This is a genomic window from Quadrisphaera granulorum, from assembly GCF_003149145.1.
Classification (GTDB): Bacteria; Actinomycetota; Actinomycetes; order Actinomycetales; family Quadrisphaeraceae; genus Quadrisphaera; species Quadrisphaera granulorum.
Genome location: NZ_QGDQ01000011.1, coordinates 113,667 through 136,222 on the forward strand (window position 1 = coordinate 113,667; position 22,556 = coordinate 136,222).

Annotated in this window: 20 protein-coding genes and 1 pseudogene; 16 read left to right on the plus strand and 5 right to left on the minus strand. The window is 72.4% G+C overall.

The window, feature by feature from the left end; genetic code table 11:
- Positions 1-125: 125 nt before the first annotated feature.
- Both BXY45_RS10410 and BXY45_RS10415 read left to right on the plus strand, forming a co-directional pair.
- Positions 126-332: a hypothetical protein gene (locus tag BXY45_RS10410; RefSeq protein ID WP_109774351.1), complete on the plus strand. Its 207-nt coding sequence runs from the start codon at positions 126-128 to the stop codon at positions 330-332.
- A 131-nt stretch (positions 333-463) separates the two neighbouring features.
- Complete coding sequence (locus BXY45_RS10415; RefSeq protein WP_109774353.1) at positions 464-712, plus strand: hypothetical protein; 249 nt, start codon at positions 464-466, stop codon at positions 710-712.
- Positions 713-720: 8 nt separating this feature from the next.
- On the opposite strand, the pseudogene BXY45_RS24195 reads toward BXY45_RS10415, so the two are convergent.
- Positions 721-1,731: pseudogene (locus BXY45_RS24195) on the minus strand (IS481 family transposase).
- Positions 1,732-1,909: 178 nt separating this feature from the next.
- Here BXY45_RS24195 and BXY45_RS10425 point away from each other — a divergent pair.
- Both BXY45_RS10425 and BXY45_RS10430 read left to right on the plus strand, forming a co-directional pair.
- Positions 1,910-2,320 carry an SRPBCC family protein gene (locus BXY45_RS10425; protein ID WP_170131440.1) on the plus strand — a complete coding sequence of 137 codons (411 nt, stop codon included), beginning with the start codon at positions 1,910-1,912 and terminating at the stop codon, positions 2,318-2,320.
- Positions 2,313-2,756: a MarR family winged helix-turn-helix transcriptional regulator gene (locus BXY45_RS10430; protein ID WP_109774357.1), complete on the plus strand. Its 444-nt coding sequence runs from the start codon at positions 2,313-2,315 to the stop codon at positions 2,754-2,756. Before BXY45_RS10425 ends, BXY45_RS10430 begins: the two co-directional genes overlap by 8 nt.
- Before the next feature lie 24 nt (positions 2,757-2,780).
- On the opposite strand, the gene BXY45_RS10435 is transcribed toward BXY45_RS10430, so the two are convergent.
- Positions 2,781-3,602 (minus strand): class I SAM-dependent methyltransferase, encoded by an 822-nt coding sequence (locus tag BXY45_RS10435; RefSeq protein WP_109774358.1) that lies wholly within the window; start codon positions 3,600-3,602, stop codon positions 2,781-2,783.
- A gap of 147 nt (positions 3,603-3,749) precedes the next feature.
- On the opposite strand from BXY45_RS10435, the gene BXY45_RS10440 reads away from it, so the two are divergent.
- From BXY45_RS10440 to BXY45_RS10470, 7 genes are all read left to right on the plus strand, one after another.
- Complete coding sequence (locus BXY45_RS10440) at positions 3,750-4,907, plus strand: sensor histidine kinase (protein WP_109774360.1); 1,158 nt, start codon at positions 3,750-3,752, stop codon at positions 4,905-4,907.
- Positions 4,904-5,593: a response regulator transcription factor gene (locus BXY45_RS10445; protein WP_211319437.1), complete on the plus strand. Its 690-nt coding sequence runs from the start codon at positions 4,904-4,906 to the stop codon at positions 5,591-5,593. The genes BXY45_RS10440 and BXY45_RS10445 overlap by 4 nt, the downstream gene beginning before the upstream one ends.
- A 131-nt stretch (positions 5,594-5,724) precedes the next feature.
- Positions 5,725-6,438, plus strand: coding sequence for a hypothetical protein (locus tag BXY45_RS10450; protein WP_109774362.1), 714 nt, complete (start codon positions 5,725-5,727; stop codon positions 6,436-6,438).
- A 55-nt stretch (positions 6,439-6,493) separates the two neighbouring features.
- Complete coding sequence (locus BXY45_RS10455; RefSeq protein WP_109774364.1) at positions 6,494-7,231, plus strand: ABC transporter ATP-binding protein; 738 nt, start codon at positions 6,494-6,496, stop codon at positions 7,229-7,231.
- Positions 7,232-8,047: a hypothetical protein gene (locus BXY45_RS10460; RefSeq protein ID WP_109774366.1), complete on the plus strand. Its 816-nt coding sequence runs from the start codon at positions 7,232-7,234 to the stop codon at positions 8,045-8,047.
- Positions 8,048-8,126: 79 nt separating this feature from the next.
- Positions 8,127-10,901, plus strand: a complete 2,775-nt coding sequence (locus BXY45_RS10465) for a putative bifunctional diguanylate cyclase/phosphodiesterase (protein ID WP_146211157.1) — start codon at positions 8,127-8,129, stop codon at positions 10,899-10,901.
- The gene (locus BXY45_RS10470) at positions 10,898-13,555 is read left to right on the plus strand and encodes a putative bifunctional diguanylate cyclase/phosphodiesterase (protein ID WP_109774370.1); all 2,658 of its coding nucleotides are present in this window, start codon (positions 10,898-10,900) and stop codon (positions 13,553-13,555) included. The genes BXY45_RS10465 and BXY45_RS10470 overlap by 4 nt, the downstream gene beginning before the upstream one ends.
- Here BXY45_RS10470 and BXY45_RS10475 read toward each other — a convergent pair.
- The gene (locus BXY45_RS10475; protein ID WP_170131441.1) at positions 13,541-14,212 is read right to left on the minus strand and encodes a CDP-alcohol phosphatidyltransferase family protein; all 672 of its coding nucleotides are present in this window, start codon (positions 14,210-14,212) and stop codon (positions 13,541-13,543) included. The two genes, BXY45_RS10470 and BXY45_RS10475, sit on opposite strands and share 15 nt — an antisense overlap.
- A gap of 106 nt (positions 14,213-14,318) precedes the next feature.
- Here BXY45_RS10475 and BXY45_RS23240 point away from each other — a divergent pair, with 106 nt between their 5' ends.
- From BXY45_RS23240 to BXY45_RS10500, 5 genes are all read left to right on the plus strand, one after another.
- Positions 14,319-15,566 carry a polyprenyl synthetase family protein gene (locus BXY45_RS23240; protein ID WP_170131442.1) on the plus strand — a complete coding sequence of 416 codons (1,248 nt, stop codon included), beginning with the start codon at positions 14,319-14,321 and terminating at the stop codon, positions 15,564-15,566.
- Positions 15,567-15,753: 187 nt separating this feature from the next.
- A complete protein-coding gene (gene crtI / locus BXY45_RS10485) occupies positions 15,754-17,268 on the plus strand; it encodes a phytoene desaturase family protein (RefSeq protein WP_109774432.1) in 1,515 nt (504 codons plus the stop codon).
- Entirely contained in the window at positions 17,259-18,245 is a 987-nt protein-coding gene (locus tag BXY45_RS10490) for a phytoene/squalene synthase family protein (RefSeq protein WP_211319438.1), read from the plus strand. Before crtI ends, BXY45_RS10490 begins: the two co-directional genes overlap by 10 nt.
- Before the next feature lie 216 nt (positions 18,246-18,461).
- Positions 18,462-19,799, plus strand: coding sequence for an MATE family efflux transporter (locus BXY45_RS10495; RefSeq protein WP_109774374.1), 1,338 nt, complete (start codon positions 18,462-18,464; stop codon positions 19,797-19,799).
- A gap of 55 nt (positions 19,800-19,854) precedes the next feature.
- Complete coding sequence (locus BXY45_RS10500) at positions 19,855-20,856, plus strand: helix-turn-helix transcriptional regulator (protein WP_109774375.1); 1,002 nt, start codon at positions 19,855-19,857, stop codon at positions 20,854-20,856.
- Here the strand turns inward: BXY45_RS10500 and BXY45_RS10505 are convergent.
- Positions 20,766-22,019: an MFS transporter gene (locus BXY45_RS10505; RefSeq protein WP_211319439.1), complete on the minus strand. Its 1,254-nt coding sequence runs from the start codon at positions 22,017-22,019 to the stop codon at positions 20,766-20,768. The genes BXY45_RS10500 and BXY45_RS10505 overlap by 91 nt on opposite strands.
- Before the next feature lie 110 nt (positions 22,020-22,129).
- The gene (locus BXY45_RS10510) at positions 22,130-22,507 is read right to left on the minus strand and encodes an Rv2175c family DNA-binding protein (RefSeq protein ID WP_211319440.1); all 378 of its coding nucleotides are present in this window, start codon (positions 22,505-22,507) and stop codon (positions 22,130-22,132) included.
- Positions 22,508-22,556: the final 49 nt, after the last annotated feature.

Genomic DNA, 22,556 nt, shown 5'->3' on the forward strand with positions numbered 1-22,556 from the left:
CGGCCGTCCGGGTGACGCCGCGGCGACGCGCTGCAGGTGACACCTCGACGTGCCGATGCCCAGAGCGCGGCAGCCGCACAGGCTGACTCGCCCGGTACCTGAGCTGTCGATCGGAAGAGGTCACTGTGGACACCACCGCTCTGCTGAACATCGTCGGAGTTGCCGGGCTGGGCGCGTTCGTCGTGGTTGCTGCGTCCTGGCTGGAGCGCTCGCTGCGCGGCCGCCAGCCCATCCCCGCCCGCGACCTCCTGGTGCGCCCCGATGGTCAGCACGAGACCACGCCCGCCGAGGCCTTCCAGCACGCCGAGGGCGCGTCCGCCTGGACGCGCTGAGTGCCCGGTCGGCGGCGCTGACGACGCGCTGACGGCACCGCCGCGCCGCACTCATCGGTGCTGGAGGCCCCCGCCCCGTACCCGTACCCGTAGCGTCGTGATCGACCGGCCGGTCTCGAACCGGCGGCAGGGTGATCACTTCGGAGGTCGTCGTGTTCGGTGGGCTTGCGGAATTGCTGCTCGTGGCCGCGATGCTGGGTCTGCTCCTGGTCGGTCTGCTCGTCTTCGCCGCCACCGTGCTCGTGCGGCGGGCTCGCCGCGGCACGCTGCGTACGCCGCGAGACGGCTTCGCGCGGGCCGGCGAGGAGCGCGGGCTGCCCCTGAGTGAGGCCTACGAGCAGGCCAACGCCAGCTCGGCCTGGACCCGCACGACGCCCTGACAGCTGGGCTAGCTGTACTGCCCCGGGAGGTTGGTGACGCGGGTGATCGGGGGTTGGCCGTTGAGCGCGGTGTGGGGTCGGTGGTGGTTGTAGCGATGCTGTCAGAGTTGGAACGCGGCGTTCCGGTCGGTGTCTGAGGCGTAGGCGACGGCGTAGGCCCATTCGTCGGCGTAGGTGCGGTGGTATCGCTCGACCTTCCCGTTCGTCTGTGGCCGGTAGGCACGGGTCCGCTTGTGCGTGATGTCGTCGCCGAGGGCGGCGGCGAACGCGTTGGATCGGTAGCAGGAGCCGTTGTCGGTCAGGACCCGTTCGACGGTGATGCCGCGGGCGGTGAACCAGGCGTTCGCGCGGGTCCAGAATCCGGCTGCGGTGTCTTTCTTCTCGTCGGTGAGGATCTCGCTGTAGGCGAGGCGGCTGTGGTCGTCGACCGCGGAGTGGATGAAGTGGTAGCCGGTCACGAGTCGGTGCTGGGTCCCGCGGGCGCGCATCGCCGCGTTCTGTCGGGCCTTGCCGATCTGCCGGCCGACGACTCGATGTCCGCCGCCGTCAGGGATCTTCCCGAGCTTCTTCACGTCCACATGGACGAGCTCGCCAGGGCGTTCACGTTCGTACCGGCGGATCACCCGCCCGGACGCGCGGTCGAGCCAGGTCAGCTTCGCGAGCCCGTATCGGGACAGCACCCGGTGGACGGTCGAGGTCGCGACGATCGGGGCGGCGAGCAGCATCAGCACGGCGGTGATGCCGACCTGGACCGTCGCGACCGGGACCGCGCCGGGCCCTCGCGGCGTGACGAAGCGGCGCACGTAGACGAAGGACACGCCGTAGCAGGCTGTCGCTCCTAGGCAGGCGAGCTGCCCGAGCAGGCCGCCGCGCGCCGACTCCTGCCACGGTGCGAGCAGCACCACCGCCCCGGCGAAGCCGAGCGCCAGTCCAGCGGCCCGGGACCGGGTGCCTCGGATGTGAGCCCGTGTCGAGACATGAGCTCGACGGGCGGGTGCGAACCCCGCGCCCGACTCAATGGTGTGCGCGCGCAGGAAGGCGCGTGCGAGGGCGGCTGCACGGCATCTCGGAGCCGCCTCGACGACGCCGGTCCCATCGAGAGCCGCGTGCTGCTTGACATCGATGTTACGACACCAATATTGTTGTCGTAACATCAAATGGAGGGCGGTTCCGATGTACGCATTCGAGGAGACCGGCGTGATCGAGGGCACCGTGGAACAGGTCTGGGCGGTCGCGACAGACGTCGCCCGGTGGAGCGAGTGGGATCCGCACGAGGAGGCGTCGCGCTTGGACGGCGAGTTCGTGGCCGGGACCACCGGCTGGGTCAAGCCGAAGGGGGCACCGGCGGGCCCGTTCACGATCACGGCCGTCCGCCCCGAGGAGTCATGGTCGAGTCAGGCGGCGATCCCGTTCGGGCGCCTCGTCGGCACGCGCCGGTACGAGCAGATCGACGCCAACCACGTGCGACTCGTCGAGCGGGTGGAGGTGCACGGTCCGTTCGCTCCGCTCTTCCGGTTGATCTGGGAGAAGGGGATGCGACGGGACATGCCCTTGACGTTCGCCGCCCTGGAACGAGAGGCATGCAACCGTTTCGCGCAGCATGGATGACCTCACCGAGGGCCCGCTGGCTTCGCCGGGCTTCTGGCTGCACCACGCTGCGCTGACCTGGCGCGTCGAGCTCGAGCGAGCCCTGATGGACGAGGACCTCACGCCCACGCAGTTCATCGCCCTCGCGTCGGTGGGATGGCTCGAGCGACAGGGAGAGCCGCCGACCCAGCAGCAGATCGCCGACCTCTCCGGAGGCGACCGGATGATGACCTCACGCCTCATCCGCGGACTCGAGGATCGCGGTCTGGTCGCCCGCTCACCCGATCCGATCGACGCTCGCGCGGTCCGCGTCCATCTCACCGAGGCCGGGCGCGGACTCGCGAGCCGGGCGGTGCGGAAGGCTCAGGCCACGGACCGCGCCGTCTTCGGCGAGACGGTGGAGGAGTTGCGCTCGAGCCTTCGCAGCATCGCGAGGCGCCGGGACCGCAGCATCTAGCTAGCACTCCGGCGAGCCAGCGCCTCAGCGCAGCTGGACGAGCAGCTCCCCGTGGAGCAGGGCGATCCACCCGTCCGGTGAGGCCGCCCAGCGGCGCCATGCCGCGGCGATCTCCTCGAGCTGCTCCGCGCTCGCCTCGCCGCGCGCCACGGCCTGCTCGGCGAACGCCGAGGCGGTCGCCCTGCCGGCCCACGACGTCCCCCACCACTCCCGCTCGTCCGGTGACGCGTAGCACCAGGCCGACGCGCTTGCGGTCACCGTGGCAACGGCGGAGCCGTCGTCCTGCCTGAGCCCGGCCTCCCGCGCCCAGGCGAGCAGCCGCCGCCCGGCGTCGGGCTCGCCGCCGTTGCTCCGGGCGACCCGGCCGTACAGGTCCAGCCAGGCGTCGAGGCCTGACTCGGCCGGGTACCAGGTGGTGGCGGCGTAGTCGACGTCGCGGACCGCCAGCACGCCTCCTGGGCGCAGCACCCGCGCCATCTCGCGCAGCACGCCCACGGGGTCGGCCACGTGCTGGAGCACCTGGTGGGCGTGGACGACGTCGAAGCTCGCGTCGGCGAAGGGCAGCGCCAGGGCGTCGCCGGTCACCCACTCCACGGCCGCACCTCGGCGCTCGGCGAGTGCGGACGCCTCCTCCAGCACCCCGGCGGCGGCATCCAGCCCGACCACCCGCCCGGGAGCGACGCGCTCGGCGAGGTCGACCGTGATGGTGCCCGGCCCGCAGCCCAGGTCGAGCAGGTCCTGGCCGGGGCGCAGGTGCGGCAGCAGGTAGGCGCAGGAGTTCTCGGCCGTGCGCCAGCGGTGGGAGGCCAGCACCGGTTCCGCGTGCCCATGCGTGTACGTCGTCATGGGACCACCCTGCCGGATCCGTCTCACATTGCAAACACACGTCTCATATATCAAGACACGCAGCACGAAGCCAAAGTCCGCCCGGCTCGATCACGGCAGACCTAGACTGCACGAGCGGCACATCCCGCCGGTGACAGGAGGGCAGCCATGCCGGGCAGCAGCGCCACGCAGCGCAGCGCCTCCTGGACGGACGCCGCCACCGCCGGGCTGTACTTATGCCTCAGCACCCAGTTCGCGCTCCAGCCGTCGCCGCACCCCGGATGGCACCTCGCGCTCAGCGGTCTGATCGCCGCCGCGCTCGCCGTTCGTTCGCGAGCCCCGGTCACCGCACTGGCGGCGGCCTCAGCGCTCACCGCCATCGCACTGCTGAGCGGCGTCAGCGGAGAGCCGCTGGTGGGCGTCGCCGTCGTCGTCGCCACCGTCCTGACCCACCGACCCGATGGCCTCCCGCGGTGGGCGCTGGCCGCCCTCGCGACCGTTGCCGCGTTCATCGTCCTGTCCGTCGCGGTGCCCAGCGGGTCACCTGCGCCTGGCGAGCTCGGGGGCCTGTGGACGGTGCTGTCGTGCCTGTGCCTCACCGCGGGAGTCATCGTCGGTTCGCACGCGGCTGCCACGCGCAGTGCCGCACGCGTGGCAGCCCGCGAGCGCGAAGCCCGCGCCCTTCACGAGGAGCGGCTGCGCCTCGCGCGAGAGGTCCACGACGTGAGCTCGAGCACGCTGGTCTCGATCGGGGTCCAGGCGAGCCTGGCCTCGGTGCAGCGCGACCCCAACGACCTTCGCCAGACACTGCTGGCGGTGGAGGCCCGCAGCAAGCAGGCCGCCCGGCAGCTACGGCTCTACCTCACGGATCTCCGCGGCGAGCGCCCCGCCACCGACATGGCAGCCCGCGTAGAGGCCGTCCTGGAGCAGGCGCGCGCCGCCGGTGTGCGGTGCACAGCCCAGGTCGACGCCATCGCGAGCCGCCACCTGCCCCGCACCACCCAGCACGCCCTCTGCCGCGCGCTGGAGGAAGCCCTCACGAACGTCGCGAAGCACGCACCGGGGAGCGCCGCGTCGGTACGCCTCGTCCACAGCGAGCAGCCAGCGGCCGTGGATCTGGTGGTCGACGACGACGGACCCGGTTTCCGTCCGCTAGACCACCAGGACCACGCCTCAACGGCCATGAGCGGCGGGTTCGGCCTGCAGGGGATGCGCGAGCGAGCGGCGTCGCTCGCCGGCACGCTCACGCTCGGCAGGTCACCCTCCGGCGGCGCTCGCGTGCACCTCCACCTCCCCCTCGTCAGCGGTCTCGGCGACGCGGCGTGAGCGAGACCAGCGCGCCACCGATCCGGGTGCTCGTGGTCGACGACGAGCCGCTGCTGCGCGCCGCGTTCGAGGCACTGGTCAACGCCCAGGACGACATGGAGTGCGTCGGCGTCGCACCTGACGGCGCTGCGGCCATCACGACGTCGCGAGCGCTATCACCGGACGTCGTCCTCATGGATCTCCAGATGCCCCATGTCGACGGCGTCGCCGCCACCCGCGCGATCTGCCGAGACGCGTCCGCGACGCGCGTCGTCGTCCTCACCGCGTACGACGTCGAGGCAAACCTCTTCGCGGCCCTACAGGCGGGGGCCTGCGGCTTCCTCGCCAAGGACTGCCTCGCCGACGAGGTGCTGCATGCGGTCCGGGTGGCCCATCGCGGCGACTCGCTGATCGCGCCGCACCTCGTGAAGCACCTCGTGCAGCGCGTCGTCCGCTCCGTCCCGGCCGAGCCCGGGACGCGGCCGCGACACGGGTCACTAGCCACACCGCTGCCCGCTGACCTCACGGCCCGGGAGCTCGACCTGGTCCGCGCCGTGGCGCGGGGCCTGTCCAACGACGAGGTCGCGGCCGAGCTGCGCCTCACCCCGCAGACGGTGAAGACGTACGTCAGCAGGCTCCTGGCGAAGCTCGGCTGCCGCGACCGCGCACAGTTGGTGATCTTCGCTTACGAGAACGCCGTCGTGTAGCCACCGGACCGCTGGGCCACTGCCGGGCCAACGTCGGCAGAGCAGTTTCGGTAGGAGTCCCCCGAAGTCAACGCCAACCGTCCCCCGCAGGCAGTTCTGCTGGGGCCGAAGACCGAGTGAGTCTTCCCCGCGTGCCCCCTCTGCTCCGCTCCACCCACGGAGAGCTCGGCAAGGCCTGCGCACTGCCCAGCGTGCGCCTCACCGCACTGCTCAGCGTGATCGGTGTTGCGGCGTTCCTGCAGCTCACGATGGCCCGGTATGCCGAGGCCAGCAGCCGCCCCGCGACAGACCTGTCGCTGCTGGCGCTCGACCGGGCGCGGGTAGCGCCCGTGCTCCTGGGCGCCTGGGTCTTCGGGCAGGACGCCGGAGCCGGGACCTACCGCAGGCTCCTGCTCACCACGCCGCGGCGAGCGCGCATCTGGGCCGCGAAGTCGCTGGTCACCGGCGTTCTGTCGCTGGCTCTAGGCGGGGCCGTCATCGCAGCCTCCCTCGGACCACCGCTGCTCCTGGGGCTGACGACGGTTGATGACGTCGAGCGGATGCTCCCCCAGCTGGTGCGGACCGGCGCCTCCTGGCCGCTGCTCGCCGTGATGACCGGGGCAGCGGTCCTCGCGCTCCGCACCACGGTCGGCGTGGTCACGCCCCTGCTGATCTGGATGCTCGGCCTCTCGCACCTGGTAACGGTGTACGTGCCGGCGCTGCGCTGGACCGTCGACCAGCTCCTCGCACCTGACGCGCTCGCGGACGGCCCACAGACCCTCCTGCGCGGCTCCGTCGCGGCGGCGCAAGCAGCCCTGGTCTGGACGGTGGCCCTGGTCATCGTCCAGCGGCGCGACGCGGCATGAGAGGCCGCCCGGCGCCCGCCGCCCCTCGTCGTCGTCCCCGGAAAGGAAGCAGCACGTGATCGAGGTCGAGCGGGTCTCCAAGCGCCACGGATCGGTGACCTCGGTGGACAACGTGTCATTCGTCGCGCGGTCCGGCGAGGTCACGGGCCTGCTGGGGCCGAACGGCGCCGGCAAGTCGTCGCTCATGCGCATCATCTGCGATCTGGACCACGCCGACTCCGGCACGGTCCGCGTGGCGGGCCGGCGCTACCGCGACCACCCCGAGCCGGTCCGCGTCATCGGTGTGCAGTTCGAGGGCTCCGGCGCTCATCCGTCGCGGCGAGCGGTCGACCACCTCCGCTGGGTGGCAGCGGCCGCGGGGATCCCCCGCTCGCGTGTCGACGAGGTGCTGCATCTTGTCGACCTGCCCCGCGCGGCGTGGCGCCGCCGCGTGCACACCTACTCCCTGGGCATGCACCAGCGCCTCGGCATCGCCACCGCGCTGCTGGGAAACCCCGAGGTCCTCATCTTCGATGAACCCGCTAACGGGCTGGACCCCGTGGGTATCCGATGGCTGCGGGGCTTCCTCCGAGGCCTCGCGGACGAGGGGCGCACGGTGCTGCTCAGCTCCCACCTCATGAGCGAGACGGAGCTGGTGGCCGACGGCGTCGTCCTCATGGACCGGGGCCGCACGATTGCCGAAGGGACGACGACGTCGCTGGTCTCCGCCTACGGATCGCTGGAGCAGGCGTTCTTTGCGCACCTCGCTGCCGACTGCCAACGGGGCGACGACGCGCGCGGGACGGTGAGGTAGATGTTCTGGCGCACCCTGCACTCCGAAGCCCTCAAGGCCGCCACACAGCCCGCGGTCGCACGCATCGTGGTGGCCCCCCTCATCGTGTGCGCGGCGCTGACACCCATCGCCGCCAGCCAGGTCAACGCCTCCCTGCACGGCGCGCCCGGGGCCGGCCAGCTCATTCCCGGGACCAACGCCACCAACGTCGGCCCCGAGATCATGGGACTGTGGGGCTTCGTCCCGGTGGTCGTGGGTGTCCTGCTGGCCTCCAGCGAGCACCACGGGGGCCAGTGGACCACCACCGTCCTCACCACACCCCGCCGAGGGCAGGTGGTAGCAGCCAAGGCGGTGCTGTGCGCAGCACTCAACCTCACCCTCGCAACCATCTACGCCGCGCTGGTCGTGATCGACTACCAGACAGACCTCGGGCCAGGAGACGGGCTGGGTGAGCTGTCGGTGTTCGCCACCGGCAGGGCACCCGCCTACCTGGGGGTGCTGGCGATGGCCGTCCTGTACTGGGTGCTCATCGGCCTGGTCTCCCTCGCTCTGGCCATCGCCCTACCCTCCCCCGTCGCCCCGATGGTGCTCATGGTGCTGCTTGCGGTCACCGCTGACGCCCTGATGCTCATCAACCCGGTCTTCAGGTTCGTTCCGACCATCGCCGGGATGCAGATGTTCGCCCCCGACCAGGGCATTGTCCTACCCGAGCACCCCGCCTTCGCCCCTCTGACCGCGACGCTCGTGGTAGCCGGCTGGGCACTCGGGATGACCGTCTTGGCATGGGCACTGCTCACCCGGCGCGACATCGGCGGCCGGCGGGCACCCACGGGCTGACTCACCGGTCACGCAGGAGACCCCCAGACGAGGGACGGTCCCCCTGCGCACTCAAGATCGCTCAGCCGATCTTCGATGGGTGGTCGTGGAGAACCGCCCGCCGCGCCGGCTTGCCGGCTCCCGTCACGGAGTAGTCGCGGCAGCGACTCTCCTCGCAGGGTGGACCGTCGCGTGGTGGATGACGCTCGGCACCCCGCTCGCCGACGAGGTCATCACGGTGGGCTGCCCCGTCGTCGTCCTCATCGGCGTGGTGGCGGCGCTCTGGCGCGCGCGGCAGCACACGGGTCGTCAGCGGTGGGTGTGGGCGCTGCTCGCTGTCGGCGTGCTCGCCTGGTGCCTCAACAGCGTGATGATCGACTGGCAGGGCTGGACGGGCGAGCTGGTCCGCCGGGGCGGCGCTTCGGCGCTGAGCATCTCGCTCACCGCCGTCTGCACGCTCGCGGGCACCGTGGCCTTTGGCCTGCTTCTCACCATCGCGAACACACCCGGAGGAGTGGTCCGCGACGCCCTCGACAGCGCGCTCATCACCGCGGCAGCCTGCGGTCTCACCTGGTACGCCCTCTTCGGGGCGCCGGAAGACGTCGCCGCGGCCACCGGCGGGCGCCTGACGTCGATGGTCGGGGTGGTGATCGTCGCCGAGCTGTTCGCCGTGGCCGTGACCGTGCACACGGCGCTGCGCATGCGCCGGCGTCACCCGGGACTGGGCATGGTGTGCCTGGGCGTGGTCAGCCTCGTCGCCGGAGACGCCGGGTCAGCGGCACTGGTGATCCACGACCCCTCGGCATCGAGCGACGCCATCGCCTGGTCGTCGGTGCTCGCCTCCGTCCTGCTCCTCGCCGGTGCAGCGAGCGGTCGGGCGGCGACGACGAAGGACGACGACGGCAGGTCGCTCCTGAGCAGCGGCGCGCTGCCCTGCTTCGCCGCCCTCCTCGCCCTCGCCACGTCCCTGCCGGCAGCGCTCGCCGGGAGAGCGGGCCCGGTGGACGCGTGGCTGCACCTGATGGTGCTCGTCCTGCTGCTGGTGCGGGCGCTGCTGCTCGCCCGCGACGGTGACCTGCTCATGCGGGGCCTGGAGCAGCGCGTGGCCGCGCGCACCCGCGACCTGGCCAGCACCGAGCGCCGCTTCGCGTCTCTCGTCATCCACGGCTCGGACGTGATGACGGTCGTAGGGGCCGACGGCGTCATCACCTACGTCAGCCCGGCTGCGTTGCGCGTCTTCGGGATCGATCCGTGCCACCTCGTGGGAAAGAGCATGGATGCTCTGGTGACGAGCGAGGGAGACCGCACGCTGCTCGACGCGGTGGTCTCGGCGCTCGGGGCCCCCGGCTCACGGCGGCGGTTCCGGATGACGGCCCCCCACGCGACGGGGCGACAGGTGGTGCTGGACGTCTGCGTCACGGGTCTCACCGACGACCCCGCCATCGCCGGCGTCGTCATCAACTCCCACGACGTCAGCGAGGCGGTGCGTCTGGAGGAGGAGCTGAGCCACCAGGCATTCAGCGATGCCCTCACGGGACTGCCCAACCGCGCGCTGTTCCGTGATCGCGTCGAGCACGCCCTGCGCAGCCGCGGCACACGCGGGCCCGTCGAGGTCTGCTACCTGGACCTGGACGGCTTCAAGGAGGTCAATGACACGCTGGGCCACGGGGCGGGTGACGAGCTGCTCGTCGCCGTGGCCGAACGGTTGCGTGCCACGGTCCGCGAGGGCGACACCGTCGCTCGTCTCGGTGGCGACGAGTTCGCCGTGCTGCTCGACGAGGCGACCGGTGAGCGCGAGCCGGAGCGCCTCGCGCAGCGCCTGTGCGACGCCGTACGCCGACCGTTCATCGTTCGGGGCGTCGAGGTGAACGTGGCCACCAGCGTGGGGCTGGCCAGCACCGACACCACGGGCCGGGACGTCCAGCGGCTGCTGCGCAGCGCGGACCTGGCCATGTACCAGGCCAAGAGCCAGCGGCAGGGCGGGTACGCGACCTACCACCCGCGCATGCACGAGCAGCTGCTCGAGCGGGTGCGGCTGGAGACCGACCTGCGCCGCGCCGTTGAACAGCATCAGTTCCGCGTCGTCTACCAGCCCCTGGTGGACATGGGGACGGGTGGCGTCAACGGCGTGGAGGCGCTCGTACGCTGGCACCACCCCGAGCGCGGGGTCATCTCCCCGGTCACGTTCATTCCGCTGGCGGAGAGCACCGGGCTCATCGGCGCCATCGGCGAGTACGTCCTGCGCGAGGCCTGCCGGCAGGTCGCCGCATGGCGGTCCGAGGTGCCCGGCGCCGAGAACATGCGCGTTTCCGTCAACCTGTCCGCCCCTCAGCTCGACGACCCCGATCTGGTCGGCCTGGTCACGCGCACCCTGGAGGAGACGGGGCTGCCCGCCACCTCGCTCGTGCTCGAGGTCACCGAGGGCGTGCTCGTGGACCAGCACGAAGCAGCCCTGACCACGCTCAACGCGCTGCGCGGGCTCGGGATCCGCCTGGCTATCGACGACTTCGGCACCGGCTACTCCTCCCTGAGCTACCTGCACCGCCTCCCCGTCGACATCCTCAAGATCGACAAAAGCTTCGTGGACCGACTCTCCGACAACGGCGACCTCTCCCTGGTCGACGCCATCCTCAGCATGGCCACCACCCTCGGCCTGGCCACCGTGGCCGAAGGCATCGAGCACGAGCACCAGCGGTCCGCGCTGGCCGCACAGGGCTGCGACATCGGCCAGGGCTACCACTTCTCCCCGCCCGTGGAGGCCGCAGACATGCCCGGCGTCATCACGGCAGCCCTGCACACGGCCAGCAGCCGCGGCGCTGGACACCTCGAGCACGTTGGAGACGTCGAGCACGTCGAGCAGGAGGTGGCCCGATGAGCACCTCACTGCTCCTCGTCGGAGTGCCGGTCGTCCTCGCCGCCGTGGCGGCGGTCATCACCGCGCGGCTGTCTCGAACCCGCTCGGGTCCGCAGCGCCGCTTCTGGACGTTCATCGCCCCCGCATCGCTCGCCTGGGGACTCGCCACCACCACGTCCCAGCTCCCCGCGGTCGGAGACCCGGCCGGCGGCGTCACCTCGACGGTGCTCGGGCTCGTCGTCCTCGGGACGATCCTGGCGTGGCCAACGCTGGCGATCAGCGGGATCGCCATGCTCACCGGCCCCTACCAGACCCGCGGGAGCGTCGTCCGCGACGTCCTCGACATCCTCCTGCTGGTACTGGCAGGCCTCACCGCACTCTGGACCTTCGTGCTCGCTCCCGTCTGGGGCGATGGTCCATCAGGGCTGGCGGGGTGGCTCGTCGTCGTCATCATCGTGCTGGCCATCGACGTTCCCCTGACCGGCTTTCACGCACTCCTGCGCAGCCCCGAACGCGAGCGAGGCGTGCGGCTCGCAGCCGCTGGCCTGGGAGTGGTGTGCCTCGGCGACATCAGCTCCGCGAGGAGCTACTTCGTCGACGGTCAGGGCACAGACGCCATGTCCGGGGCGCTGTGGGGGCTCGGGTGGGCGCTCGTGCTGGTCGGCGCTTGGCTCCAGCGCGGTCGGCCTCAGCTTCCTCCGGACTCCCGTGGGCTCTCCGGAGACGCTGTGCAAACGGCTGCGGCAGCCATCGTCACGGTGACCGCCACCGTCTTCGGCCTCGTGCGCTCAGGCGGCACGAGCGACCCGGTGAGCTTCTGGCTCAGCACCTCGGTGCTCTTCTTCGTGGTGTGCCGGACGCTGCTCGAGCTGCGCCGCACCACGCGCCTGCAGCGCCACCTCGAACGCAAGGTCGAGCAGCGCACGCGAGCCCTGGCTGACAGCCACCGCCGCTTCGCCGCGCTGGTCGCCCACGGCTCCGACCTCGTCATCGTCGTCGACGCCGAGGAGCGCCTGGACTACGCCAACCCTGGGGCGGCACGCCTCCTCGGTGTCGACCCAGGGTCGACGTTCGGGCGCCCGGCCGCCGATCACCTGCACGACGAGGACGGGGCTGCCAGCAGTGTCGACGTCCTGAGGTCCATGGTCGTGACGGGTACCGAGCACCTCGAGGTGCGGTTGGCGCTGCGCCACGCGGACGGCCACCGGGTCGACGTCGACGCCGTCGTCACCAATCTTCTCCACGACCCCGACGTCAGGGGCATGGTCATCAACGCCCGTGACGTCAGCGACGCGCTGCGCCTCGAGCGGGAGCTGAGCCGGCAGGCCTTCAGCGACTCCCTCACGGGCCTTCCCAACCGGGCGCTGTTCCGCGACCGCCTCGAGCAGGCCCTGCGCAGCCGCGCCTCGCGCGGGCCCGTGAAGGTCATGTACCTCGACCTGGACGGCTTCAAAGCCGTCAACGACACTCTCGGTCACGACGCCGGCGACGAGCTGCTCGTCGCCGTGGCCCAGCGTCTCGTCGCGGCCCTGCGGGCGGGAGACACCGTCGCGCGCCTCGGTGGCGACGAGTTCGCCGTGCTCCTCGACGAGGGGATCGAGCTCGAGGAGGCGAAGGACCTCGCGCAGCGCCTGTGCGACGTGCTGCGCCGTCCCTTCGACGTCCGAGGTGCGGAGGTGCGCGTCGGCACCAGCGTGGGACTGGCCAGCAGCCGGACGGCGGGGCGCAGCGCCGAAGAGCTCATGCGGGCCGCCGACACCGCCATGTACGGGGCCAAGGCCGCCGGCAAGGGCACGTACGCCATCTACTCGCCGCTCATGCTCGAGGCGCTCGAGGCGCGGGTGAAGCTCGAGGCCGACCTGCGCCGTGCCGTCGAACAGCACCAGTTCCGCGTCGTCTACCAGCCCCTGGTCGACATTGGTACCGGCAGCGTCAACGGCGTGGAAGCGCTCGTGCGCTGGCACCACCCCGAGCGCGGCCTGATCGGGCCGGTGGACTTCATCCCGCTGGCGGAGAGCACCGGGCTCATCGGCGCCATCGGCGAGTACGTCCTGCGGGAGGCCTGTCAGCAGGTGGCCGGGTGGCGCTCCACCGTGCCGGGAGCCGAGAACCTGCGCGTCTCCGTGAACCTGTCCGCCCAGCAGCTGGAGGACCCGGGCCTGCTCTCCTTGGTGACGCAGGTCCTCCAGGAGACCGGGCTGCCGGCCACCTCCCTCGTGCTGGAGATCACCGAGGGCGTGCTGGTCAACCACCACGAGGCAGCGCTCAGCACCCTCAACGCCCTGCGCGCGATGGGCGTCCGGTTGGCCATCGACGACTTCGGCACCGGCTACTCCTCCCTGAGCTACCTGCACCGCCTCCCCGTGGACATTCTCAAGATCGACAAGAGCTTCGTCGATCGCCTCTCCGACAACGGTGACCTGTCGCTGGTCGACGCCATCGTCAGCATGGCCACCACGCTCGGCCTGGCGACCGTCGCCGAGGGCATCGAGCACGAGCACCAGCGCACCGCCCTGCAGATCCAGGGCTGCGACACCGGCCAGGGCTACCACTTCTCACCGCCGGTCTCCGCGGAACTCGTGCCCGAGCTGGTGGTGGCGGCCCTGACCAGCCCTTCTGCTGCCCAGCCGCTGGAGAGAACGGGAGAGCCCTCCACGGCGTCAGTCGAGGGCTGACAGACGCCGCCTCAGGACGACGAGCAGCTGCAGCAGCCCCACCAGCGCCGCCGCGGCGGCCACCCACGCCCCAGCCGTGGCCCAAGCGGCCGCCGCCTGCGGGTACACCCCGCAGCCCAGCGCGAACATGGCCGCCACGAGCACCCGCGTGGGGCGCTCGGACACGGTGACCACCCCTGGCCCCACCAGCCCCTCACCCTGCGCCCGAGCACGGGTGTACTCGTGGAGCTGACCCGCAGCGACCGCCACCAGTACCGGCAGCGCCGGTGCTCCCAGAATCCATAGGACGGCGAGGGCCGCGGCGTCGGCCAGGCGGTCGCAGACCGCGTCGAGCACCGCTCCCCCGCGCGAGGCCGTACCGCTCAGAACGGCGACGGCGCCGTCCAGCCCGTCCGCGACCGCAGCGAGCCCCAGCAGCAGGGGCACCGCGAGCGCCCACCGGGCGCCCTCGGGTGCGTGCGCCTGCAACCAGGCGGGGACGACGGCGACGACGGCGAGCAGCAGCCCGGCCACGGTGATCGCGGAGGGACGCACACCGGCGGCGGCTAGGGGCGAGGCGACCGAGCGGACGCCGTCCAGCCACCACCTCACGAGCGGTGACGCGGAGGTGCCGCCGTGCGCGGCGGACCACCGCCTCACGTGCTCCTCGCGGGTCACCCTCCACCCTGGGCCGGCCACGGCGGCGACCTTACGGCGGTGGGGCCTGTCCCTCACCTGGGTCGCTCAACGGGCGCTGCGACGATCGACGCATAGGCTCCTCCGCGTGAGTCCCGCCCATGTTTTGGATGCCGATGGCCTGCGGGCGCGCGTCCAGACCGAGCTGGACGCCGTGCTGGCAGCCCAGGCGGCGGTCCTGGCTGAGGTCAGCCCTGACTGCGACGCCCTCGTCGCCGGCGTCGCGCGTCTCGTCGCGGGCGGCAAGCGTCTGCGCCCGGCGTTCTGCTGGTGGGGGTGGCGCGGAGCCGGTGGGGATCCCACGGACCGCGCCGCGGGAGACGCCGTGGTCAGGGTGGCGACGGCGCTGGAGCTGTTCCAGGCGGCCGCGCTCATCCACGACGATGTCATGGACGCCTCCGACACCCGTCGCGGGATGCCTGCCACGCATCGTTATTTCGCCGCGATCCACGGTGAGCGCCGCTGGGACGGCGACGCGGACCGCTTCGGTGACGCAGGAGCGATCCTCACCGGTGACCTGTGCCTGGCGTGGTCCGACGAGGTGTTCCGCGGTGCAGACCTGGCGCCGGAGCGCCGGCGGACCGCGGAGCTCGTCTTCGACAGGATGCGCACCCAGCTCATGGGCGGGCAGTACCTCGACATGCTCGCGCAGGCAGCGCCGCTGCGGCGGATCGCAGCCTCGGCGATGCACGGCGCGGGAGGCACCGGAGGAAGTGGGTCCAGCGGCGGATCCGGTGGGGTTACCGCCCCGGCACCGCGTCGCGACAGCGATGACGCCCACACCGACGACGCCGACGAGACCGCCCTGCGCCGCTCCGAAGCCGACGCGCTGCTCGAGCGCGCGCGGCGGGTCATCTGCTTCAAGAGCGCCAAGTACTCCGTGGAACACCCCCTGCTGGTGGGTGCGGCCCTCGGGGGCGCCCCGAAGGAGCTGGTCGAGGCCTACAGCGCCTACGGCCTGGCCCTCGGGGAGGCGTTCCAGCTCCGCGACGACGTGCTCGGTGTCTTCGGAGACCCGGCGCAGACCGGCAAGCCGGCCGGTGACGACCTGCGCGAGGGCAAGCGCACGGTGCTTGTCGCGTACGCCCTGGGGGGCGCCAGCGCGGCCCAGGCCGACCTGCTGCACCGCCACCTCGGAGATCCCCATCTCGACACCGACGGTGTGGCCGCGCTGCGTCGCCTCATGGTGGAGACCGGCGCTCTCGCCCGTGTGGAGGACCTCATCGACGACGGCGCCCGCCGCGCCCGGGAGGCCCTCGCGCAGGCTCCCGTGACGCCGGAGGCGCGGGAGGCACTGGAGGCCCTCGTCGTCGCCGCCACCTCGCGCGCCGCGTGACCCCCGCCGCCAGCACCTCGTTCGCCACCAGCGCCCTGCTCCCCGATATCCCCGCGTCCAGCCCCAGGCCAGGAGGCACCCCGTGACCGTGCTCTCGTCGCTGTCGTCCCCCCTGCTCAGCACCTCCCCCGGGGTCGCCCTGCGCCGCGCCGCCGACGCCGTGATCCCCGGCCGCCAGCGCGGCGTGATGGGGCCGACCGACCACGTCGTCGTCGTCGGCGCCGGGCTCGCGGGTCTGTCCGCCGCGATGCGGCTGGCCGGCGCGGGTCGCAAGGTCACCGTGGTGGAGCGGGAGGCGCACCCGGGTGGGCGCGCAGGCCGCATCATCGCGCCTGCTCCCGACGGCGCCGGTGACTACCGGTTCGACACCGGCCCGACCGTGCTGACCATGCCGGACCTCATCGCCGACTGCTTCGACGCGCTCGGCGAGGACATGTCCGACTGGCTGACGCTGGAGCCGGTCAGCCCGCTGTACCGGGCGCGGTTCGCCGACGGCTCCTCGATCGACGTCCACGCCGACCCCGAGGCCATGGCCGAGGAGGTGCGCCGCGTCTGCGGCGCCGACGAGGCCGCCGGCTACCGCCGCTTCGTGGAGTTCGTCTCCCAGCTGTACCGCGCGGAGATGCGCACGTTCATCGACAGGAACATCGACACCCCGCTCGACCTGGTCCGCCCCGACCTGCTGACGCTGCTGCGCCGCAAGGGTTTCTCCAAGCTGGCGCCGGTGGTGGCGCAGTACCTGCGCGACGAGCGGCTGCAGCGCGTCTACTCCTTCCAGGCTCTCTACGCGGGCCTGTCGCCGTACGACGCGCTCGCCATCTACGCCGTCATCGCCTACATGGACTCCGTCGCCGGGGTCTTCGCCGCTCGCGGCGGCATGAGCGCGGTGCCGTCGGCGATGGCCGCGGCCGCTGCGGCGCACGGGGTGGAGTTCCGCTTCTCCACGTCGGTGGAGAGGGTCGAGCACTCCGGCGGCCGGGCGAGCGCGGTCATCACGGCGGACGGCGAGCGGATCCCGGCGGACGCCGTCGTCCTCAATCCCGACCTGCCCGTCGCCTACCGCGACCTTCTCGGCGTCAAGCACCGGCGGCTGCGCCCGCTGGTGTACTCGCCGTCCTGCTACCTCATGCTCGCCGGGTCCAAGGCGTCCTACCGCGACACCGCCCACCACACGATCCTGTTCGGGCGGGCGTGGAAGGAGGTCTTCGCCGAGCTCACCGGCGGGCGGCTCATGAGCGACCCGAGCGTGCTGGTCTCCACCCCCACCGTCAGCGACCCGGGTCTCGCGCCCGACGGGCGGCACGTCTACTACGTGCTGTTCCCCACGCCGAGCCTGTCCGCGGGCGCCAAGCACGGGCTGGACTGGAACGAGGTCGCCCCGCGCTACCGCGAGCACGTCATCGCCACCCTGGAGCGGCGCGGCTACCCCGGCTTCGGCGACGGCATCGAGGTGGAGGACATCACCACCCCACTCGACTGGGAGCGCCGTGGCATGGCGGACGGCGCCCCGTTCGCCTCCTCGCACACCTTCGGGCAGACCGGGCCGTTCCGGCCGGGCAACCTCTGGGGAGAGAACGTCGTGTTCACCGGGTCGGGCACGCAACCCGGCGTCGGGGTGCCGATGGTGCTCGTCTCGGGACGTCTGGCCGCGGAGCGCATCACCGGCCGCGACCCCGGCTACCGCTCCCGCGCGTGGCGGTGACCCCCTCCCCCCGTCCGCCGGGTAGCGCCAGCCTCGACGCGGCGGGCATCACCGACCCGCAGCTACGCGCGGACCTGCTGGAGTGCCGCCGCCTGCACGCCGAGCACGGCAAGACGTACTTTCTGGCCACCGCGCTGCTCCCCCCGGCCAAGCGGCCGTGGGTGTGGGCGCTGTACGGCTTCGCGCGGTACGCCGACGAGTTCGTCGATTCCCTCACCGACCCCGACCCCGCCGCCCTCGTCGCCTGGTCGGACGAGTTCCTCGCCAGCCTCGACGGCCGCGCGCAGCCCACCGAGCCGGTGGGCCGGGCGATGCTCGCCACCGTACGGCGTTGGGACGTGCCGCTGGGCACGGTGACGGCGTTCCTCGACTCGATGCGCGCCGACATCACCACCACGCACTATCCGACCTACGCCGACCTGCAGGTCTACATGTATGGCTCGGCCAACGTGATCGGCCTGCAGATGCTCCCCGTGCTGCAGCCGCTACCGGGCTCCGAGGCGGAGGCCGCGCATCGCGCGGAGCTGCTGGGCGAGGCGTTCCAGGTCAGCAACTTCATCCGCGACGTCGGCGAAGACCTCGACCGTGGCCGCACCTACCTGCCCGACGAGCACCTGGTGGCCTTCGGCGTCACCCGCGAGCTGTTGGAGGCCGGGCGTCGCGCCGGACCGGACGCGCCGCTCGACGGGCGCGTGAAGGAGCTGCTGCGCTTCGAGGTGGCGGAGAACCGGAAGGTCTACCGCGAGGCAGAGCCGGGCATCGACCTGCTGCACCCCACCAGCCGAGACTCCATCCGCTGCGCCTTCGAGCTGTACGGCGGCATCCTCGGAGCCGTCGAGGACGCCGACTACCGGGTGCTCGCTCAGCGCGTGTCGGTGCCGCTCCCCCGGCGGCTGGCGGTCGCGCTGCCCGCTCTGGCCCGCGCCCGCGCCGCTCGCCGCGAGATGACCCGCTGGCGCTCTCTCCCCCCTCCGTGATCATGGGCGTCCGCCACCCCACCGTCCGTGATCGAGCCTGTTGCGAAATGCGACCTGAGGCGACCTGCACGGAGAATCACCGCAGGTCAGAGCGTTGCCCTCACGTGCCGAAGGGCCCGAAATGGCCATTTCGCAACAGGCTCGATCATGGGCGTCCGCCACCTGAGCAGGGTGGCGGAAGTCCATGATCACGGTAGGAAAGTGAGCGGGAGATCCATGATCACGCTGAGGGAGCAAGACCGGGAGGTCCTGCGGCTCGCCATCCCCGCGCTCGGCGCGCTACTCGCCGAGCCCCTGTTCCTCCTCGCCGACTCCGCCATCGTCGGCCGCCTCGGCGTCTTGCCGCTAGCGGGGCTCGGCGTGGCCGGGGCGCTGCTGGCCACGGCGGTGTCGGTGTTCGTCTTCCTGGCCTACGGCACCACCGCCATGGTGGCCCGTCGTGTCGGCGCCGGTGACCTCCGGGCAGCGCTGCAGGGCGGTGTCGACGGCATGTGGCTGGCGCTCGGCCTGGGCGTGATCGTCACACTGGGGGCCTTCGCGGCCAGCGGACCGCTCGTCGACGCGCTCGGTGCCTCCGAGGCGGCCCGCCCGTACGCCCTCACCTACCTGCACTGGAGCCTGCCCGGACTGCCCGGCATGCTCGTCGTTCTCGCCGCCACGGGCGTGCTGCGGGGCTTGCAGGACACCACCACCCCGCTCGTCGTGGCCGTGTCCGGAGCCGTGGTCAACACCGTGCTCAACCTGCTGCTGGTCTACGGCGCGGGGCTCGGCATCGCGGGCTCGGCCGCCGGCACGGCGCTGACGCAGCTGGGCATGGCTGCCTGGCTCGCGGCCGTCGTCGCCCGGGGCGTGCGCCGCGAGACCGGCTCCTGGGCAGCCCTGGCGCCCCGCGGCCTCGGGGTGCTCAAGAGCGCCCGCGACGGCGTGCCGCTGCTCGTGCGCACCCTGGCGCTGCGCGCGGCGCTGCTGCTCACCACGTATGTCGCCGCCCGTCAGGGCGACGCGGGCATCGCCGCGCACCAGGTGGCCACGGTGCTCTGGACGACGACGGCGCTCGCCCTCGACGCCCTCGCAATCGCCGCGCAGGCCTTGGTCGGACGGGCACTGGGCGCCGACGATGCCGAGGGCGCCAAGACCCAGGTGAGGCGCCTCGTCCTCTGGGGCGTGGGGGCGGGGGTCGTCATGGGCGTCGTGCTCGCCGTCCTCGCCGTCCCGATCGCCGCCCTGTTCACGCCCGACCCGCAGGTCCGCGAGGCGCTGGCCGCCGCGACCGTGGTGCTGGCGTGCTGCCTGCCGCTGGCCGGGTGGGTGTTCGTGCTCGACGGTGTGCTCATCGGCGCTGGTGACGGCCGCTACCTGGCCGGCGCGAGCATCGCCTCGGCGGCGGTCTACGCGCCACTGGCGCTGGCCGTGCTGGCCTGGGCCCCGCAGGGGCGTACCGGACTGGTGTGGCTGTGGGTGGCCTTCGCGGGCGCCTACACGGCCGCGCGGCTGGTGACGCTGGTGCCCCGCGAGCGCGGCGGTGCCTGGCTGGTCACGGGCGCCACCCGCTGACCCGCACCCGAGCAGAGCAGGAACACGATCCGGCGCCTGCGGAGTTGCAGCGATCATGCCGGTCGACGCCACGGTGCTCCACGACGTCCTCGCCTCCCTCGAGGTGCAGCTCAGCACCGTGAGGCGCTCCGCGCTCCACGCGGACGGACTGCTCCCGCTGACTCCTGGCACCACGTCGGTGGGCTACGTCGTCAGCGGTGGCATCACCGCCGACGTGACGGGGCAGCGCTCGTGTGCGGTCGACGCCGTCACGGGTCTGGCCACCGCCACGCCCAGCGCCCCGTTCGCCGAGCTCCACGCGGGTGACGCGTTCCTCGCGCAGGGTCACGGGCGGGGGCACGGCCGCAGCCCCGCCGTGCTGGCCGCGCCTGACGGCGCGCAGCTCGTGGTCGCGGACATCTCGATGGACTGGCCCGCGGGGGTGCAGGAACTGCCGCCGTTCGCGTGGGTGAGCGGCTTCTCGGAGGTCGAGCCCGCTGCCGCCGCACTGGCAGCGAACCTGGGGCCTTCGGACGACGACGACGGCGGCGCGGGCGGCGGAGTTCGACCGGGCGACAGCACCATCTGCCGGATGATGGTCACCACCGTGGTGTTGTCGCTGGTGCGGGCCTGGGCGCAGGTGGGCTGCGCGCCCGAGGGCTGGCCCCGACAGGCCACCGGCGACCCGCACCTGGCGCGCGCTGCCGCCGCCGTCCTCAGTGACCCTGCGCGCGACTGGACTGTCGACCAGCTCGCGGCGGTGGCCGCGCTGTCGCGCAGCGCGTTCGCCGAGAAGTTCCGCGCCGCATACGGCCGCACCCCGTTGGCTTTCGTCACCGAGGTGCGGATGCGCCGCGCGATGCGGCTGCTGGAGGGCGGGACGCCGGTCTTCGAGGTGGCCCGGTCGCTGGGCTACGCCTCCGAGGACGGCTTCAGCAGGGCGTTCCGCAGGTTCACCGGCGCCCCGCCCTCACAGTGGCGGACTCGTCAGCGGGCCGAGGCCGAGCTGGCAGGCGTCCGGTTCGACAGCCCGAACAGCACCGTCCCGACGAGCAGCAGGGCCAGCGCGATGGCGTAGTCCGCGACGACGCCCACCTGGTCGACCAGCAGCCCGCCGAGTCCGGCCGCCAGCACGATGGCCAGCTGGAACCCGACCACGATGAGGCTGCCGCCGGCCTCCAGGCGGTCGGGCGTGCGCCGCCCGATCCACGCGTTGACGACGATGAGCCACGACGCGAAGGCGAACCCCCACACCGTCACCGCCGTGCCGACGGCGACCAGCGATCCCGGCACCGCGATGACGGTGGTCACCGACGCCGCCACCGCGAGGGGCACGGCGACCGAGACGGCACCGAAGGCCCTGTCGATGACCATCCCGATGACGACGTTGCCGACGAGCCCACCCACCCCGAAGAGGGCGAGCAGCAGCACCACCGTCTCCGCGTCCGCGCCGGGCACGCGCTCCAGGGCGAGCCGCACGTACGTGTACGCGGCAAAGTGCCCGAGCACCACGAGCACGTGCCCGGTCATCGCGAGCGCCACCCCGGGGCGGCGCAGGGTCTCGGCGAGCAGCCCGAGGCCGGAGGTCGGGGCGGCGGGAACCGTCGGCAGGAAGAGGCGCAGCGGCACGGCGAGGAGCAGGGAGGCGACGCCGACGACGACGAACGTCGCGCGCCAGTCGAGCGCCTCGCTGAGCAGCACCCCGAGGGGCACTCCGGCGACGGTGGCCAGCGACAGCCCTGCGGTCGTGAACATCACCGACCTGCCCAGCCGCTCAGGTCCGGCGATGCGCGCCGCCACGGTGATCGACATGGCCCAGAAGGCGCTGATCGACGCGCCCAGCAGCACGCGTGCGAGGAGCACGAGCCAGAGGTTCGGCGCCAGCGCGACGAGGAGGTTGGACAGGCCCGCGGCCAGGGCCACCCCCACGAAGAGGGTCCTGCGGTCGAGCCGAGGGAACAACATTCCGACGGTCGGGGCGACGAGGAGCCCGACCAGCGCCGTCGCGGTGACGGTCTGACCGGCCTGACCGGGGGTGACCCCCAACCCGGCGGCCATCTCGGTGAGCATCCCGTTGGGGACGAACTCCGCGGTGACCAGCAAGAAGCTCGTGAGCATCATGGCCACGAGCGCGGGGAGGGCCCTGCTCACGGCTCCCGAGGGCTCGGGAGGAGCCGGCGGAGCGGGACGTCGGGCAGCGGCTGCGTCAGGACTCTGGGTGAGGCGTGCTGTGGTGTCCACCCGTCGAGCGTGGCGCGGGACGGAGACGGCGGTCCGACCGCGCGTCCGCGCTTCCCGACCGACCGTCCGTCCGTCCGTGAGCCTCAGTGCCTCACGGCTACCGCACGAGGTCAGTACCCGAGCACCTGCGCGCGCCGCCGCACCGGGGCGATGCGGTTGTTCCGCAGCGCCTCCACGGGAGCGCATCCGAGCGCCTCGTCAGGGGTGAACAGCCAGCGCAGAGCCTCGGCGTCGCTGAAGCCGGCGTCGAAGAGCACCGTCAGCGTTCCGGGCAGGCTAACCATCGGCTCCGGCTCCACGAGCAGCGTCGGGATCTGCAGCACCTTGGGGGTGCCGCGACGCACGCCGAGCAGCAGCCGCTCGTCGATCATGCGTCGCACCTTCGGCACGTCGCTGCCGAGCCTCTCGACGATGTCGGGGACGGTCAGCCAGCCGTCGTCGGGGACCAGCTCAGCAAGGATCGCCAGCTCTTCGGACACGTCAGCCACGCGCAGAGCCTGCCATCGCAGCGGCTTGGTCAGAGAAGCCACCCGGCAG

Excerpts from the sequence above, each read along its gene's own strand:
- BXY45_RS10430 (WP_109774357.1), top strand. The coding sequence starts at position 2,313 with ATGGATGACCTCACCGAGGGCCCGCTGGCTTCGCCGGGCTTCTGGCTG.
- BXY45_RS10435 (WP_109774358.1), bottom strand. The coding sequence starts at position 3,602 with ATGACGACGTACACGCATGGGCACGCGGAACCGGTGCTGGCCTCCCAC.
- BXY45_RS10440 (WP_109774360.1), top strand. The coding sequence starts at position 3,750 with ATGCCGGGCAGCAGCGCCACGCAGCGCAGCGCCTCCTGGACGGACGCC.
- BXY45_RS10460 (WP_109774366.1), top strand. The coding sequence starts at position 7,232 with ATGTTCTGGCGCACCCTGCACTCCGAAGCCCTCAAGGCCGCCACACAG.
- BXY45_RS10470 (WP_109774370.1), top strand. The coding sequence starts at position 10,898 with ATGAGCACCTCACTGCTCCTCGTCGGAGTGCCGGTCGTCCTCGCCGCC.
- crtI (WP_109774432.1), top strand. The coding sequence starts at position 15,754 with ATGGGGCCGACCGACCACGTCGTCGTCGTCGGCGCCGGGCTCGCGGGT.
- BXY45_RS10495 (WP_109774374.1), top strand. The coding sequence starts at position 18,462 with ATGATCACGCTGAGGGAGCAAGACCGGGAGGTCCTGCGGCTCGCCATC.
- BXY45_RS10500 (WP_109774375.1), top strand. The coding sequence starts at position 19,855 with ATGCCGGTCGACGCCACGGTGCTCCACGACGTCCTCGCCTCCCTCGAG.